Source organism: Arthrobacter sp. BK1 (assembly GCF_056680055.1).
This window is the reverse complement of the sequence record NZ_CM155263.1, coordinates 4,323,834-4,339,395: the sequence shown is the minus strand read 5'-3', so window position 1 is coordinate 4,339,395 and position 15,562 is coordinate 4,323,834. Positions and strand designations below refer to the sequence as shown.

Genomic DNA, 15,562 nt, shown 5'->3' with positions numbered 1-15,562 from the left:
CGGCAATCCCGGCGCGTTGCGTGCCGGGCCCGCCGGCACGCAACGCAAACCGGTATCAGGCGCGGGCGTCCCGGACGGCGCGGTTGACAGCGGAAATGACGGCCTTCAACGAGGACATGCTGGTGTTCGCATCGATGCCGACGCCCCACAGGACCCGCTCCCCCACGGCGCACTCAACGTAAGCGGCCGCCAGGGCGTTACCGCCTTCGGAAAGGGCGTGTTCGCTGTAGTCCAGGACACGCACGTCCATGCCGTCTTCGCGCAGGATGCTGAGCAGCGCGGCGATGGGCCCGTTTCCTGTTCCGGTGCGTCGGACCTGCACACCGTCCACCGTCAGGTTCGCGTGAAGCGTCATGCCGCCCTCTTCATCGGTTTCGGTGCTGACCGCGCCCAGGGCGTAGCGGCCCCACTGTCCGTCCGCCTGGCTGGAGGGCAGGTACTCGTCCTGGAACGCCTGCCACAGCTGGGCGCCGCTGACTTCGCCGCCAACGGTGTCCGTGCGCTTTTGGATGACGCCGGAGAATTCCATCTGGGCGCGCCGCGGCAGGTCCAGGCTGTGCTCGTTCTTGAGCAGGTACGCCACCCCGCCTTTACCGGACTGTGAATTGACGCGGATGACGGCCTCGTACGTGCGGCCGAGGTCCTTGGGGTCGATGGGCAGGTACGGGACCTCCCAGTTGTAGTCCGCCACGTCCACGCCGGCTGCCGCAGCATCCTTCTCCAGCGCCTCGAACCCCTTCTTGATGGCGTCCTGGTGTGAGCCGGAGAAAGCGGTGAAGACCAGGTCCCCGCCGTATGGTGAGCGTTCGGCGACCGGCAGCTGGTTGCAGTACTCGACAGTGCGGCGGATCTCGTCGATGTTGGAGAAATCGATCATGGGGTCAATACCCTGGACGAACATGTTCAGTCCCAGCGTGACGAGGTCAACGTTTCCGGTCCGCTCACCGTTGCCGAACAGGCAGCCTTCGATCCGGTCCGCGCCGGCCAGGTAGCCCAGCTCTGCGGCCGCGACGCCCGTGCCCCTGTCGTTGTGGGGGTGCAGGGACAGGATGATGCCTTCCCGCGGGTGGAGGTTCCGGCTCATCCACTCGATGGAATCGGCGTAGACGTTCGGAGTGGCCATCTCAACGGTGGCGGGCAGGTTGATGATGACCTGGTTGTCGGCCGAGGCTTCGAAAACATCGGCGATGGCGTTGCAGACCCGTACGGCGTAATCCAGCTCCGTGCCGGTGAAGGACTCCGGGGAGTATTCGTAGGTGACGTGGGTGTCACCGAGGGTTTCCTCGTACTTCTTGCACAGCCGCGCACCCTGCAGTGCGATGTCCAGGATTCCGTCCTGGTCCTGGTTGAACACGACGCGGCGCTGCAGCACGGACGTGGAGTTGTACAGGTGGACGATCGCCTGCTTGGCCCCGACCAGGGACTCGTAGGTCCGCTCGATCAGGTGTTCGCGGGCCTGCGTCAGGACCTGGATGGTGACGTCGTCCGGGATACGGTTGCCCTCGATGAGCTGGCGGACGAAATCGAAGTCTGTCTGGGATGCGGAGGGGAAACCGACTTCGATTTCCTTGTAGCCCATGCCCACCAGCAGCTCGAACATTTTCATTTTGCGTGCCGGGCTCATGGGGTCAATGAGTGCCTGGTTTCCGTCACGCAGGTCAACGGCGCACCAGCGGGGGGCTTTCGTGATGACCTTGTCCGGCCAGGTCCGGTCCGGCACCTCAACGGTGATCAGGTCCTGGAACGGGCGGTAGCGGTGGGCAGGCATACCTGAGGGCTTCTGTGCGTTTCGCATTACTTATCGGGCCTTTTCTGTGGTTCTTGTGAAAGGGAGGCCGGGCAACACAAACTCCGCGACGAGGATGGGCCTTGCGCTAGATCGCGTCTGAGGCCTCGCCGCGGCAGCTAAGGAGAAGGAGCTCTGCGCGCACCATTTGAGAGTAACACGCGTGCGTAAGATGGAGGAGCTACAACTCCTCTAACGTCCACCATGCAGACGCCGCACCGGTGCCAGCGCCGGCAGCGGCACGTCACACGAAGGAGCTTTCGTGCCCATCTCCGGGATCGACTTGTCCACCATCGACCACACCGTCCGGCCGCAGGATGACCTCTACCAGCACGTCAACGGCGCATGGCTCAAAGCTACGGAGATTCCTGATGACCGGCCGTTGGAAGGGACTTTCACTGCCCTTCGGGACGGGGCTGAGATGGCGGTCCGCGAGATCATCGAAGAAGCGGCGGGCAAGGGCGAGGCCGCCAGCGGCATCGAGCGTAAGGTCGGCGAGCTCTACAACAGCTTTATGGACGAAGCTACGGTGGAGGCGAAGGGAATGGAGCCTATCCGCGGGCGCCTGGCCGAGGTTTTTGCCACCGGCTCGGTCTCCGGGCTGGTGGCGCTGGCCGGCAGGCTGTTCCGTTCGGACGTCTCCGGGCTTTTCTACATCTACCCGGCGCCGGACGCCGGCAACCCGGACCGTATCCTGCTCTACACGGGCCAGGGCGGACTGGGGCTGCCGGATGAGTCCTATTACCGGGAAGAGAAGTTCGCCCCAATGGTCAGTTCCTACACAGACCATGTGCGGACCATGCTGACGCTGGCAGGAATCGAGGATGCGCCCGCCGCAGCCACACGGGTTGTGGCCCTCGAAACCAGTCTCGCCTCCCATCACTGGGACAACGTGACCCTGCGTGATCCGCAGAAGACCTACAACCTCAAGTCCGCAGAGGAAGCAGCTGCCCTGTTCCCCCTCCTCGGCACCTGGTTTGACGCCGCGGGAGTCGACGCCGATAAACGGCAGGAGATTGTGGTCAGCACGCCGGACTTCTTCAGCGGAGCCGCCGGCCTGCTGGAGTCGGAGCCGTTATCCGTCTGGCAGGAGTGGCTCGCCCTGCGGGTCATCAACGCCGCAGCGCCCTACCTGTCCTCGGAGTTTGTGGATGCCAACTTCGCCTTCTACGGAACCACCATCAGCGGCACTCCCCGCAACAAGGACCGCTGGAAGCGTGGAGTGGCCGTGGTCGAAGCCGGACTCGGCGAAGCCGTGGGCCAGATTTATGTCGCGAAGCACTTCCCCGAGACGCACAAGGCCCGGATGCAGACTTTGGTGGCCAACCTGATCGAGGCCTACCGGCAGAGCATTACCGCTTTGGACTGGATGGGCGAGGAAACGAAGGTCGAAGCCCTGCGGAAACTCGAGGCATTCCGCGCAAAGATCGGCTATCCGGACGAATGGATCGATTACTCGGCAGTGGAGATCGACCCCAACGACCTCCTGGGTAACGTCGAGCGTGCCCATAATGCCGACGTCGACCGTCACCTGGACGAGGTGGGCAAGCCGGTGGACCGCAACAAGTGGCTCATGACACCGCAGACGGTGAACGCCTACTACCATCCGATGCTCAATGAGATCGTCTTTCCGGCCGCCATCCTCCAGCCGCCGTTCTTCACGGCGGATGCTGATGACGCGGTCAACTACGGCGGTATCGGCGCCGTGATCGGCCACGAGATCGGGCATGGTTTTGACGATCAGGGCTCACAGTTCGACGGCGGCGGAGCCCTGCGGAACTGGTGGAGCGTGGAAGACAGGAAGGCATTCGAAGAACTCACTGCCAAGCTGGTGGCCCAGTTCGAGGTCCTGTCTCCTTACGCCGCACCCGGGCACACCGTCAACGGCAAACTGACGCTGGGGGAAAACATCGGCGATCTCGGCGGCCTGACCATCGGATACAAGGCGTACCTCCTCAGCCTTGACGGGAAGGAACCCGAAATACTGGACGGACTGACCGGGCAGCAGCGCTTCTTCGCCTCCTGGGCGGCCGGCTGGCGGCAGGTGATCCGCCCGGAGGAAGCAATCCGGCGGCTCGCCACCGATCCCCACTCCCCCAACGAGTTCAGGACGAACGCCATCGCGAAGAACCTCGATGCGTTCCACGAGGCCTTCAGCGTGACGGAACAGGACGGTATGTGGATGGCTCCGGAAGCCCGCGTCAGCATCTGGTAGGAGTGAACAGCAGGTAAGGCAGAAGAGGCGGGGCCGCGATGGCCCTGCCTCTTCCGTCTTTAGTAGACCGTTTCCGGCCCGTCCGGACGAACCGTCCGTCAGTCCTGCACGATCAGTACCGGGTTGGCCTGCTGGCAGACGGTGTCGCCCGCCGTCTGGTTGACGATGTCCTCCGGCAGGGCTACCGCTCCGTACGTGGTGCCTGACGCAAAGTCCGTGCCCAGGTAGACCTGGACGCCCGGGATGGCCGGGGCAGGCTGAACCTGCGCGGCGGGGATGCCCAGCACGGCGGCCACATCGGCGGCCACGTCGGCGAAGTCCGGTCCGTAGTAGATCACCGACTGCGCCACGGGGGTGGCTGTGAACTGTCCCGTCTGCGTGAAGCCACCCGCGACCAGGGCCTGCACGATTTCCTGGGACCGTCCCGTGATGCCGGTGCCGTTAGCTACGGTGACGGGCTGTAAGGCTTTGTCGTACGGGGCCACGGGCGGCGCCGTTTCGGTGGGCGCCGCAGAGGGGGTGGCGGACTCTGAAGGCGACGGAGTGGTGGGGGCGGTGGGATCGGTGAGGTCCACATCCTCGCGGAGGGCTGCAAACAGCTGCGAACCCGCCGGCTCCGCGACCTGGAGGCGGTTGATGTCAGTTACTGCCGGCGTGGTGGGCACTGCCACGAACGCCACCTTGCTGATGTCGATGTCCTTGAGCCTGTTGCCGATGGTGACCAGGGAAGGGACCGAGGCCAGTCCGTTATCCACCGTGAGGTTCTGGGTCACAACGTCGGCGATCTTGAGCATTTTGGCGGGGTCCGACAGTGTTCCGTCGTCCTTGATCTTGCGGGTGAGGGACGAAAGGAAGCCCTGCTGGGCCCTGATGCGGCCGAGGTCACCGCCGTCGGCGAAAGCGTGCCGGGTGCGCAGGAAGGCCAGTGCCATTTCGCCCTGGACCGCCGAGGTGCCCGCCGGCAGCCGAAGCTGTGAATCGGGATCGTAGACGGCGTCGCTGATGCAGACGTCCACCCCGCCCACGGTATTGGAAAGTTCCTTGACGGCGTTGAAATCGGCCATCATGAAGTGGTCAACTTCCAGGCCGGTCAGCTGGTTGACAGTATCCACCGCACAGCCAATCCCTGCTTCCGCCATGGCTTCATTGATCATGATGCCACTGCGTGCCGGGTACACCTGCTTGGTCTCCGGGTCGGTGCACTGGGGGATGTCCACCAGGAGGTCGCGGGGGAAGCTGATGACACTGACCCGCTTGTTGTCCGCCGATATATCCATCAGCATCATCACATCGGCCTTGCCATAGCCGGTCGACTCATCCACGCCCCCGTACTCGGAGTTTTTTCCGTCCCTGGTGTCCGAGCCCAGGATCAGGATCTGCATCCTGTCAGTGGAATCGTTGGTACCGGTTCCGTTGCCATCGCCGGCGCTGAGGGGGGCGGTGGTGATGTTCGATTGCAGCCGGAAGTACCAGTATCCGGCGAACCCCAGGCCAGCGACGACCAGTACGGTCAGGACAGCAGCCGTCACCTTCAGCCACGCGGGCATCCGCCGATAGGATCCGAGGTGGCGTGCGACGCCCACGGCAGTGTCATCCGCGTGCCGGGAAACCGGACCGTTTCCCGCTGACGGATCAGCTCCGTACTCGCGATTGTCGCGGCCTCGCCCCATGTGGTGTACCTTCCTCTGAATTCCAAATCCGGTCCATTTTAGTTGCCCATGCTGGGAACTTCCCGGTGACCGGCCCGGGCAGGAGAATTATGACCGGGTCAGAACCCCAGCTTGACCAGCTGTTTGGGGTCGCGTTGCCAGTCTTTTGCCACCTTCACGTGGAGGTCCAGGTAGATTCGGGCGCCGAGCAACGCTTCGATTGCCTTGCGTGCATTGGTGCCGACTTCGCGGAGCCGGGCACCGCCTTTGCCGATGATGATGGCTTTCTGGGAAGGGCGCTCCACATAGAGATTGACCCGGACATCGAGGAACGGCCGGTCTTCGGGCCTTCCCTCACGCGGGACGATCTCATCGACGACGACGGCCAGCGAGTGCGGCAGTTCGTCGCGGACGCCTTCGAGTGCAGCTTCCCTGATGAGTTCGGCGATCATCACCGCTTCCGGTTCGTCCGTCAGATGGCCGTCGGGATACAGCGGGGGCGATGCCGGCATATGGCCTATCAGCACATCGGCCACCGTACTGACCTGGAAACCGTCAGTGGCGGAGACTGGAACGATGTCCTTCCAGCCGTCCTCCCCCAGGACTTCGCGTCCAAGCGCAGCGACAGCGAGCAGCTGCTCGGTCAGCCCCTGGCGGTCAACGGTGTCCGCCTTGGTCACGAGGGCGATGACCGGCTTGTTGCCGATAGCGGCGAGCTGGGCAGCAATGAATTTGTCGCCGGGGCCGATCTTTTCATTGGCGGGCAGGCAGAACCCGATAGCGTCAACCTCTGCAAGGGTGTCCGCCACGAGGTCGTTGAGGCGTTTGCCCAACAGCGTGCGGGGGCGGTGCAGGCCCGGGGTGTCCACCAGGATCAGCTGCGCGTCGTCGCGGTGGACGATCCCCCGGATGGTGTGCCGGGTGGTCTGCGGCTTGGCGGAGGTGATGGCGACCTTCTGGCCCACCAGGGCGTTGGTGAGGGTTGATTTTCCTGCGTTGGGGCGCCCTACCAGGACGGCAAAGCCTGCCCGGTAGCCACCGAAGTCCGGGGCAGCCGGGTTCTGGCTGGCCGGTGGTTTATTTTTCTTGTTCACGTGGAACTCCCTGCTGGGTTGCTTCGGCCTCGTCGAGTAGGTCTTCAAGGTCAGTGTCTACTGTTGGTACGGGTGCGGCAATGATGTGGCTGACCCGGTTGCGCCGGCCTTCGAGCCTTTCGGCGCGAAGGGAGATGCCATCCACGTCCACGCTGCTCCCCACGATCGGGACACGGCCCAGGGCCTTGGCCAGGAGGCCGCCCACCGTATCCACTTCGTCGTCGTCGAGCTCAATGTCGAACAGTTCCCCGAGGTCGTCAATGCTCATCCGGGCGCTGACCCGATAGGACCCGTCGCCCAGGGCGACGGCCTCGGCACTTTCGGTATCGTATTCGTCCACGATTTCGCCGACGATTTCCTCGATGAGGTCCTCCAGGGTGACCAGACCGGCTGTGCCGCCGTATTCGTCGATGACGATGGCCACGTGGGTTGATTCCTTCTGCAGTTCCCGGAGCAGGTCGCTGACCGGCTTGGATTCGGGGACGTACCGCACGTCGCGGGCCAGTGCTTCAACCGGGGGCTGTTCGTCGTCGGGTCCGAGTTCGTGCAATATCGCCGCGACGTCCTTCAGGTACACAATCCCGAGGATTTGGTCCGTGTTGTCGCGGATCACGGGCATCCGGGAATAGCCGGAACGAAGGAAAAGGGACATGGCCCGTCTGAGGCTTGAGCCGGCGTCGATCGTCAGGATGTCAGTGCGGGGCACCATTACTGCGCGTACCAGGGTATCGCCGAAGTCGAAGACGGACTGGATCATTTCCGCTTCCGTGTCCTCGATCATGTCCGATTCCGACGCGCGGTCCACCAGTTCGCGGAATTCCTGCTCGCTGAAGAACGCTTCGTCTCCTGCCGGCGCACCCGGCGCAACTGCACTGCCCAGTGCCACGAGCCATCCCGGGATGGGGCCAAGGACCCACGTCAGGAACCGGATCATGCCGGCGGTGGATCGGACAACGGCTGCCGAGTGGAGCCTGCCGATCTGGCGCGGGGAAACCCCGACAATAACGAACCCCAGCAGCGCCATGATGCCTGTGGCCGCCAGGCCTGCGAGCCACACGTTGTCCAGCAGGCTGTGCAGCAGGACTGCCACGGCAACTGCAGACGCCATCTCGAACCAGACCCGCCAGAACCGCAGCGCCCGGATGTGGGCTACCGGCTGGGCGAGAATGCGCTTCATGGCGCTGCCGCGGCTCTTCAGGAGTGCGTCTTCGGCGTCGTGCCGGGGAAGGAAAGTAAAGGCGGCTTCAGCCGCGGTCAAGAGTGCCGCCGTACTGAGGAATGCCAAGGCCATGCCAACAAGGAGCAGGGGCGTCACTGCGTGGTCTCGGCGGGTGCGTCTTTGCCGGTGAATCCTGAAAGCAACTGGCGCTGGAGGCTGAACATCTCTTCCTTCTCCTCGGCCTCGGCGTGGTCATAGCCGAGCAGGTGGAGAATCCCGTGCGTGGTCAGGAGCAGCATCTCATCCTGCAGGGAATGGCCGGCGTTCTTAGCCTGGGCCTGGGCCACCTGGGGGCACACGGCAATGTCCCCCAGCATCCCTTGCGGAGTGGGACGGTCCGGCGTGCCGGGTGTCAGTTCATCCATCGGTACCGAAAGGACGTCGGTGGAGCCTGGCTCGTCCATCAGTTCAATGTGAAGCTTTTCCATGGAAGGTTCGTCCACCAGGAGGATCGACAGTTCAGCCTGGGGATGGATGTACAGCTGCTCGAAGATGTACCTGGACAGGGCCACGAGCTCTGCCTCGTCCACCTGGACACCCGACTCGTTGTTCACCTCGATGCTCATGCGTGTTCCCCCCGCTTTTCGCGACTGACCGAATGCTTGACTTTGTTCCGCTGGACGTCATCCCACAGGCTGTAGGCGCGGACAATGTCACCCACGAGGCGGTGGCGGACCACGTCCGTTGAGTCCAGGACTGTGAAGTTTACGTCATCGATGCCCTGCAGGATTTCTTCCACAATGCGCAGCCCGGAGCGGGTCCCGAAGGGCAGGTCCACCTGGGTGACGTCGCCGGTGACAACCATTTTGGAACCGAAGCCCAGCCTGGTCAGGAACATCTTCATCTGCTCAGGCGTGGTGTTCTGAGCCTCGTCCAGGATGATGAAGGCGTCGTTGAGGGTGCGCCCGCGCATGTAGGCGAGAGGTGCCACTTCGATGGTGCCGGCGGCCATAAGCCGCGGGATGGATTCCGGATCCATCATGTCGTGGAGTGCATCGTACAGCGGACGCAGGTAGGGATCGATTTTGTCGCTGAGAGTGCCGGGCAGGAAGCCCAGCCGCTCACCCGCTTCAACGGCGGGCCTGGTCAGGATGATCCGGCTGACTTCCTTCTGCTGCAACGCCTGGACCGCTTTGGCCATGGCCAGGTAGGTCTTGCCGGTACCTGCGGGGCCGATTCCGAAGATGACGGTGTTCGCGTCAATCGCGTCAACGTAGTTCTTCTGGTTGAGGGTTTTGGGCCTGATGGTCCTGCCACGGCTGGAAAGGATGTCATGAGTCAGGATGTCCACGGGATTCTGCAGGGACTGGCTGCGCAGCAAGGCCACCAGCTGTTGCAGAACGGCGGGGCTGATGACCGTGCCGCGGGCTACCAGGCCGCGGACCTCGTGCAGGAGGCGCATGATGTGGGGCACTTCGGTGGCCGGACCGCTGATGGACAGCTCATTCCCCCGGACATGGAAGTTGACGGAGGGGAACTGTTCTTCGATGAAACGCAGGGCCTCATCATGACTGCCGAGGGATTGGACCATCTGATCGGAGTTGTCGAAGAGAACCACCTCCGTCCGGACACCGGGAAGTGAATGGGGGAATTCTCCGGCGGCGCGGTCGGTGTTCAGCCGGCGCTTTCCGTTCGCTGATTCAGTCATGGTGCTGGCCCGCAGGCCCGTGGTCCCCTCCAGTTCGAATGTTTATGCCGACGGCGGCTGCTTGAGCGGCTGTTGCCGAGCGCGCAGGAGCCAACGGGTTCCTTCCATCTTACGCCAGCAGCCACGCCCTGGCGGAGCCCACGATGCCCTCCGGACAGCCGGCTGGGCCTGCGATTCGGAACTGCATTGGCGTCATTAGGTATCAACTTCATATCGGGCTCATATCGTTCCCGTTGCAGTTGGGCTCCGGCACCCGCTTCCGGTCTTGTGGCAGAACCCTCTATGCCATGCTGGAAATCAAAGCCGTCCGGGGACCGGCTCAGGAGGCCCGCGCCTCACTATTCACTTTCAGGAAGGACAGGGCCACCAGAGTGCCGGACACAGCGATGACCCTTACTGCCGGACGTACCGCGCGACGGTTCCGTCTGCGCGCAGTTATGGGTTCGCTTGCTGCCCTCCTCTTGCTCAGCGGCTGCATCGCCGAGCCCGGCTCCGAAGCCACCCTGCCGGGAAACTCCACTGCCGCCGCAGCCGGCTCGCCCGGCGTCCCCTCCACCAGCGCACCGCTGGAGACCACGCAGTCCTCGAACAAGGCTCCGGTCTATTGGCTTGGCCGGAGCAACGGCAACGTTTTCCTTTACCGGGAATTCCGCGACGTGCCGGAACAGGAAAATCCTGTGACACGTGCCCTGCGCGCCATGATGTCCGAGAAACCGCTGGACCCGGATTTTTTCACTCCCTGGCAGAACCCGGAAAAACTGGCATCGTCCATCTCGGGCAAGAACGTGATCACCGTGGACCTCTCCGAGGACGCGTTCAACAGCAATCTCGACGCCGACATGGCTGTCCGTGCCGTCCAGCAACTGGTCTACACGGCGACAGCGGCGGCAGCCAGTTCCGGACTCATCGACTCGGGCCAGCAAATCCAGGTCCGGGTGCTCGTGGACAGTCACACGGACTACGTTGCGTTCGACCACGTCCAGCTGGGCGCCCCGATGTCGCGTGCCGCCGGGCTGGCCGCACCGGTGTGGATCATTGACCCGCAGGAAAGCACAACCATCGCGGGCGGCAGCGTCAAGATCAGCGGCCGCAGTACCATTCCGGGCGGCAAGCTCGGCTGGCAGATCCAGAGGGTGGAAGGAAACGGCGACAAAGCGCCGTACCTGACCGGGGAGACCACCGCCGGTACCGAAGCAGCCCAGTCGGGCCTGTTCACACTCGCCCTCAATCTTTCCTCGGGCAACTATGAGCTCCGGGTCTCGCAGGTGGACAACGCCACCGGCCAGGAGCTTAACGTGGACACCAGGAACTTTACTGTCGGGTAGTGCTCCAACGGCCCAGAACGTCGCTGGCCAGAACCACCGCGGCGGGCCCGGCTGTGGAGGACCGGAGGACGTGGTGCCCCAGCAGCGCCGTCACCGCGCCGGCGTCGCAGAGCTTGGTGACTTCGCGGGGACTGATGCCTCCCTCCGGGCCGACGATCAGCAGGATTTCCAGCGGACCGTGCCCGGGCTCCGTAGCTTGCCACCCTTCCAGGACGGACCGAAGCGGCCGCACGGCGTCTTCATGGAGGATCACAGCCAGGTCAGAGGCCGCAACGGCGGCGGCGAGGCCAGGGGTCTCGACGGCGGCACGCACTTCAGGAATCCACGCACGGCGCGCCTGTTTAGCGGCGGCCGTGACCACGGACTGCCATTTGGCGTGCGCCTTGGCGGCCCGCTCACCCTTCCACCGCACAATGGACCGTTCCGACTGCCAGGGGATCACGGCGTCGATCCCTAATTCCGTTGCCGTTTCAACGGCCAGTTCGTCCCGGTCGCCCTTGGCCAGAGCCTGGACCAGCACCAGCCTGATACCGGGCTGCTCTTCGATGGCCAGCACGGCGCATTCCACAGCCAGTTCGGATGGGGACGCGGAGACAACAGTTCCGGTCAGCCGTTTCCCGGCACCGTCAGCGATGTCAACGGGTTCCCCCGGGGCGAGCCGTTTCACGGCCACCGCATGGCGGGCCTCCTGGCCCCCAAGGACAAACAGGGCGCCGGGCACTATGGTGTCCAGGGCGCCGGCACCGCTGAAGAAGACGGGATTGCTCACCGCTACAGGTTACCGAACCGGTCCCGCAGCTTCGCGAACACACCGCCGCTGACGGCCAGCTTGCCCTCGGTGAACTGTTCTCCGCGCAGCTTGGCCAGCTGCCTGAGGAGATCCTCCTGGGCGGCATCGAGTTTCGCCGGAGTCTCCACCTGGAGGTGCACCATCAGGTCGCCGCGGCCGTACCCGCGCAGGTGCGTCACACCCAAGCCACGGAGCGTGATGATCTCCCCTGACTGGGTGCCGGCCTTCACATCGATTTCCTGGAGCCCGTCGAAGGTCTCCAGTGAAAGCTCAGTGCCCAGGGCGGCCGCGGTCATCGGAATATTGAGGGTTGCGTGCAGGTCGTCGCCGTCGCGGGCGTACGTGGCATCGTTATTGACGCGGATCTCGACGTACAGGTCTCCGGACGGTCCGCCTGCCGGACCGGCTTCGCCCTGGCCCGAAAGCTGGATCCGCGTGCCTGTGGCCACGCCGGCCGGCACCTTGATGGTGAGCGAACGGCGGCTGCGGATGCGGCCCTGGCCGCTGCACTCGTTGCAGGGATCCTTGATGACGGTGCCGAAGCCTTCGCAGCTGCCACACGGGGCGGCCGTCATGACCTGGCCGAGAATGGAACGGACAGCCCGCTGGACCTGGCCGCTGCCACCGCAGATATCGCAGCGTTCGGGGTGGCTGCCCTCGCGGCAGCACGAGCCGTTGCAGGTGGGGCAGGTGACGGCGGTATCCACTTCAAGTTTCTTGTTGACGCCGAAGACTGCGTCCCGGAGTTCGATCCGGACGCTGATGAGCGCATCCTGGCCACGGCGGACCCGGGACGCCGGACCTGCCTGGCCGCCGGCCCCGAAGAAGGTGTCGAAGATGTCCTGGAACGCGAAGCCCTGGCCGGCGTAACTGCCGCCGCCGAAGCCGTTGTCGGTGCCGTTCTCGTTGCCGGTGGTGTCATAGACCCGGCGCTTTTGGGGATCCGAAAGCACCTCGTAGGCGTGGGTCACGGCCTTGAAGCGGTCCGACGCATCGTCCCCGGGGTTGACGTCCGGGTGAAGGGTGCGGGCCAGCTTGCGGTAGGCCTTCTTGATCTCTTCGCCGGTAGCTTCCGGCGAGACCCCGAGGACGTCGTAGTGGCTGCTCAAAGTTCGTATCTCTTCCTTGTTGTACTGCCGGCAGCTTGACCGCCGGCACTGCTCTTGGTGCCTGGACCGGTGCTGTTACGGACCCAGAATTCTTGAAAGATAACGGGCTACTGCCCTGACGGCGGCCATGGTGGTGGGGTAATCCATCCGGGTGGGCCCAAGGACGCCGATCTTGGCGGTGCTGTCCGGTCCGTATGCCGTGGCCACCACGGATGCTTCGGCTAGGCCGACGTAGGGGTTCTCGCGCCCGATGCTCACTGTCACGCCGCGGGGATCCTGCGCCATTTCGCTCAGGAGCCTGAGCATCACCACCTGCTCTTCCAACGCTTCAAGCACCGGCCCGATGCTCAGCGGGAAGTCCACATTGGACCGGGCGAGATTCGCGGTTCCTGCCATGACCATACGGTCTTCGCGGCTGTTGTGGGAAAGTGTTTCCAGGCCGTTGGCCAGGGCCTGGGCGGCTGCGCGCTGGCCGTGGCTTACGGACGAAACTACGGCCGGCAGCAGTTGCGTGAGCTGGCTCAGCGGTGTGCCGGACAGGGACCCGAGGAAGTGGGTCCGCAGCGCGGCGATGGCGTCCTCGCCAAGGTCCTGTCCGACGTCGGTCACGCGTTGTTCCACTTTGCCGGTGTTGGCAATCAGGACAACGAGAACCCGCCGCGGGGCGAGGAGAACGAATTCGATGTGCCGGATGGTGGCACGGCTGAGGTGCGGGTACTGCACCACGGCCACCTGGTTGGTCAGCTGCGACAGCAGCCGGACTGTCCGTTCCAGGACGTCGTCGAGATCGTCAGAGCCCTCCAGCAGCGACTGGATGGCCCGCCGCTCGGCCGGCGAAAGCGGCTTCACCGCGGAAATCTGGTCCACAAACAGCCGGTAGCCCTTGTCGGTGGGAATCCGGCCGGCGCTGGTGTGCGGGGCTGTGATCAGGCCCTCGTCCTCCAGCGCCGCCATGTCGTTACGGATGGTGGCGCTGGAGACGCCAAGGTGATGGCGTTCCACCAACGCTTTGGAACCCACAGGCTCACGGGAGTGCACGTAGTCCTCCACGATGGCACGCAGTACTTCAAGTTTGCGCGGCTCGCTCACACTCCACCTCCATCTACGGGTCGCGGCCTGCCTGGCCGGGCCGCCGGCATCCTGCTCCCGATCCTGCGGACGGGGAGGGCGGGACAGACCGGCCAGCGTTAGCACTCGACATGCCTAAGTGCTAACAGTCTAATATGACTCGCCCCGTTGTTAGCATTGGTACCGCTCCGGGCGAAACTCCGGGGGACCATCTAGCGCGAGGCGGAGTCAACCGATGCAGTACCAGAATTGGGGTCCGCAGGACATCAAGGCGCCTGTCAGGAATGAACTCCCCGAGGTTCCTGTAGAGCGGGGAATGGTCCTCGAAGACGCGCAGTCAGGCTGGGTAGGGGCCGTGACGAGGGTGGAGAAATCCGGCGGCATGCACGTGGTGGCCCTTGAAGACCGGCGCGGCAAGTCCCGTTCCTTCAAGCTTGGCTTCGGTTTCCTCCTGGAGGGGCAGCCCATCAGGCTGATGCCTCCCGCTCCGCGGCAGCCCGGCACCCCGGCCACCGCAGGCCGTACGGCCTCCGGCTCAGTCCGCGTGGCAGGCCAGCGTGCGCAGGTGGCCAAGGCGAGCAGGATCTGGGTGGAAGGAAAGCACGACGCCGAACTCATCGAAAAGGTCTGGGGCGATGACCTGCGGGTGGAAGGCATCGTCGTCGAACCCCTGCATGGCATCGATGACCTCGCAGGGGCAGTAGCTGCGTTCCAGCCGGGTCCCGGCAGGCGGCTGGGGGTCCTTGTTGACCACCTGGTGGCTGACTCCAAGGAGTCGCGGATCGCAGCAGGGGTTATGGCCTCGCCGGGGGCCGCCGGCAACGTCCTGATCGTGGGGCATCCTTATGTTGACGTGTGGCAGGCCATCCGGCCTTCGGCGCTGGGGATCAGCCAGTGGCCCGTGGTACCCCGTGGGCAGGACTGGAAGACCGGCATTCTGGCCGCTTTTGGCTGGCCGCATTCAACCAAGGAAGACATTGGGCTGGGCTGGCAGAAGCTGCTGGGTGCGGTCCACAGCTACGCGGACCTGGAAGCATCGCTGCTGGGCCGGGTGGAGGAAGTCATAGACTTCCTGACAGCGCCTTAGCCGCCTGGGACGTTTCGTGGAGGACGGCGCCTCTGCAGAGCGCGCCTCGCGGGGGGCGTTTGGCCATCGACCCAGTATTCTTGATACTGCGCAGGCTGCTCTTTCTTCAGGCCGGCACTCTCCACCAAGCACTATTGCACTCTCGAAGGAATAAACAGTGGCACAAAACGCACGCGAGCACCCGGACGACCAGGGCCGTTCGGAGTACCAGGGCGTTCCCGCAAATGCGTTGCCCCTTACGGCCAGCGAAGACCGGCAGTGGGCTACCCTCGCCCACTTTGGCGGGATCCTCGGCTGCGTTCCGTCACTGCTGATTTTCCTGATCTTCCGTGAGCGGGGCCCGTTCACTGCGCAGGAGTCCAAGGAAGCACTGAATTTCAGCCTGCCCCCCACCATTGCTGCACTGGTGGCCAACCTTCTGGTCTTCATCCCGGTGGTGGGAAACATTTTTGCCGTCATCGCGACCCTGATCTGGATCGCCCTGACGTGCTACTCGGTGGCGGCCGGCATCCACGTCAACAAGGGCCAGCCCCACCGCTACCAGTACAACCTGCGCTGGATCAAGTAGTCCC

The 15,562-nt window shown here is 64.2% G+C and carries 13 protein-coding genes; 4 read left to right on the top strand and 9 right to left on the bottom strand.

Annotated features, from left to right (window positions below):
• Positions 1-55 precede the first annotated feature (55 nt).
• Entirely contained in the window at positions 56-1,795 is a 1,740-nt protein-coding gene (leuA, locus tag AC1MCA_RS19900; RefSeq protein ID WP_479800054.1) for a 2-isopropylmalate synthase, read from the bottom strand.
• A 253-nt stretch (positions 1,796-2,048) separates the two neighbouring features.
• Here leuA and AC1MCA_RS19895 point away from each other — a divergent pair, with 253 nt between their 5' ends.
• Positions 2,049-4,001: a M13 family metallopeptidase gene (locus AC1MCA_RS19895; protein WP_479800053.1), complete on the top strand. Its 1,953-nt coding sequence runs from the start codon at positions 2,049-2,051 to the stop codon at positions 3,999-4,001.
• A 98-nt stretch (positions 4,002-4,099) separates the two neighbouring features.
• Here the strand turns inward: AC1MCA_RS19895 and AC1MCA_RS19890 are convergent, their stop codons facing one another.
• The 5 genes from AC1MCA_RS19890 to AC1MCA_RS19870 form a co-directional block, all read right to left on the bottom strand.
• Entirely contained in the window at positions 4,100-5,671 is a 1,572-nt protein-coding gene (locus AC1MCA_RS19890) for an LCP family protein (protein ID WP_479800052.1), read from the bottom strand.
• 98 nt (positions 5,672-5,769) lie between these two features.
• On the bottom strand, positions 5,770-6,744 hold the full coding sequence (era, locus tag AC1MCA_RS19885; RefSeq protein WP_479800051.1) for a GTPase Era: 975 nt from the start codon (positions 6,742-6,744) through the stop codon (positions 5,770-5,772).
• Positions 6,728-8,059 carry a hemolysin family protein gene (locus tag AC1MCA_RS19880; RefSeq protein WP_479800050.1) on the bottom strand — a complete coding sequence of 444 codons (1,332 nt, stop codon included), beginning with the start codon at positions 8,057-8,059 and terminating at the stop codon, positions 6,728-6,730. The genes era and AC1MCA_RS19880 overlap by 17 nt, the downstream gene beginning before the upstream one ends.
• On the bottom strand, positions 8,056-8,529 hold the full coding sequence (gene ybeY, locus AC1MCA_RS19875) for an rRNA maturation RNase YbeY (protein WP_479800049.1): 474 nt from the start codon (positions 8,527-8,529) through the stop codon (positions 8,056-8,058). The genes AC1MCA_RS19880 and ybeY overlap by 4 nt, the downstream gene beginning before the upstream one ends.
• Positions 8,526-9,611, bottom strand: coding sequence for a PhoH family protein (locus AC1MCA_RS19870; protein WP_479800047.1), 1,086 nt, complete (start codon positions 9,609-9,611; stop codon positions 8,526-8,528). The genes ybeY and AC1MCA_RS19870 overlap by 4 nt, the downstream gene beginning before the upstream one ends.
• A 386-nt stretch (positions 9,612-9,997) precedes the next feature.
• Here AC1MCA_RS19870 and AC1MCA_RS19865 point away from each other — a divergent pair, with 386 nt between their 5' ends.
• Positions 9,998-10,936 (top strand): GerMN domain-containing protein, encoded by a 939-nt coding sequence (locus tag AC1MCA_RS19865; protein ID WP_479800045.1) that lies wholly within the window; start codon positions 9,998-10,000, stop codon positions 10,934-10,936.
• Here the strand turns inward: AC1MCA_RS19865 and AC1MCA_RS19860 are convergent.
• From AC1MCA_RS19860 to hrcA, 3 genes are all read right to left on the bottom strand, one after another.
• The gene (locus AC1MCA_RS19860; RefSeq protein WP_479800044.1) at positions 10,923-11,705 is read right to left on the bottom strand and encodes a 16S rRNA (uracil(1498)-N(3))-methyltransferase; all 783 of its coding nucleotides are present in this window, start codon (positions 11,703-11,705) and stop codon (positions 10,923-10,925) included. The genes AC1MCA_RS19865 and AC1MCA_RS19860 overlap by 14 nt on opposite strands.
• Before the next feature lie 2 nt (positions 11,706-11,707).
• Positions 11,708-12,835 (bottom strand): molecular chaperone DnaJ, encoded by a 1,128-nt coding sequence (gene dnaJ, locus AC1MCA_RS19855; RefSeq protein ID WP_131684087.1) that lies wholly within the window; start codon positions 12,833-12,835, stop codon positions 11,708-11,710.
• Between the two features lie 75 nt (positions 12,836-12,910).
• Entirely contained in the window at positions 12,911-13,924 is a 1,014-nt protein-coding gene (gene hrcA / locus AC1MCA_RS19850) for a heat-inducible transcriptional repressor HrcA (RefSeq protein ID WP_108597377.1), read from the bottom strand.
• A 214-nt stretch (positions 13,925-14,138) separates the two neighbouring features.
• On the opposite strand from hrcA, the gene AC1MCA_RS19845 reads away from it, so the two are divergent.
• Both AC1MCA_RS19845 and AC1MCA_RS19840 read left to right on the top strand, forming a co-directional pair.
• Positions 14,139-14,990, top strand: coding sequence for a DUF3097 domain-containing protein (locus tag AC1MCA_RS19845; RefSeq protein ID WP_479800042.1), 852 nt, complete (start codon positions 14,139-14,141; stop codon positions 14,988-14,990).
• Between the two features lie 157 nt (positions 14,991-15,147).
• Positions 15,148-15,558, top strand: a complete 411-nt coding sequence (locus AC1MCA_RS19840) for a DUF4870 domain-containing protein (protein WP_108597375.1) — start codon at positions 15,148-15,150, stop codon at positions 15,556-15,558.
• Positions 15,559-15,562 lie beyond the last annotated feature (4 nt).

What these genes read in the sequence shown, in the direction of transcription:
- leuA (WP_479800054.1), bottom strand. Translation starts at nt 1,795, where the DNA reads ATGCGAAACGCACAGAAGCCCTCAGGTATGCCTGCCCACCGCTACCGC.
- AC1MCA_RS19890 (WP_479800052.1), bottom strand. Translation starts at nt 5,671, where the DNA reads ATGGGGCGAGGCCGCGACAATCGCGAGTACGGAGCTGATCCGTCAGCG.
- ybeY (WP_479800049.1), bottom strand. Translation starts at nt 8,529, where the DNA reads ATGAGCATCGAGGTGAACAACGAGTCGGGTGTCCAGGTGGACGAGGCA.
- AC1MCA_RS19870 (WP_479800047.1), bottom strand. Translation starts at nt 9,611, where the DNA reads ATGACTGAATCAGCGAACGGAAAGCGCCGGCTGAACACCGACCGCGCC.
- AC1MCA_RS19865 (WP_479800045.1), top strand. Translation starts at nt 9,998, where the DNA reads ATGACCCTTACTGCCGGACGTACCGCGCGACGGTTCCGTCTGCGCGCA.
- AC1MCA_RS19845 (WP_479800042.1), top strand. Translation starts at nt 14,139, where the DNA reads ATGCAGTACCAGAATTGGGGTCCGCAGGACATCAAGGCGCCTGTCAGG.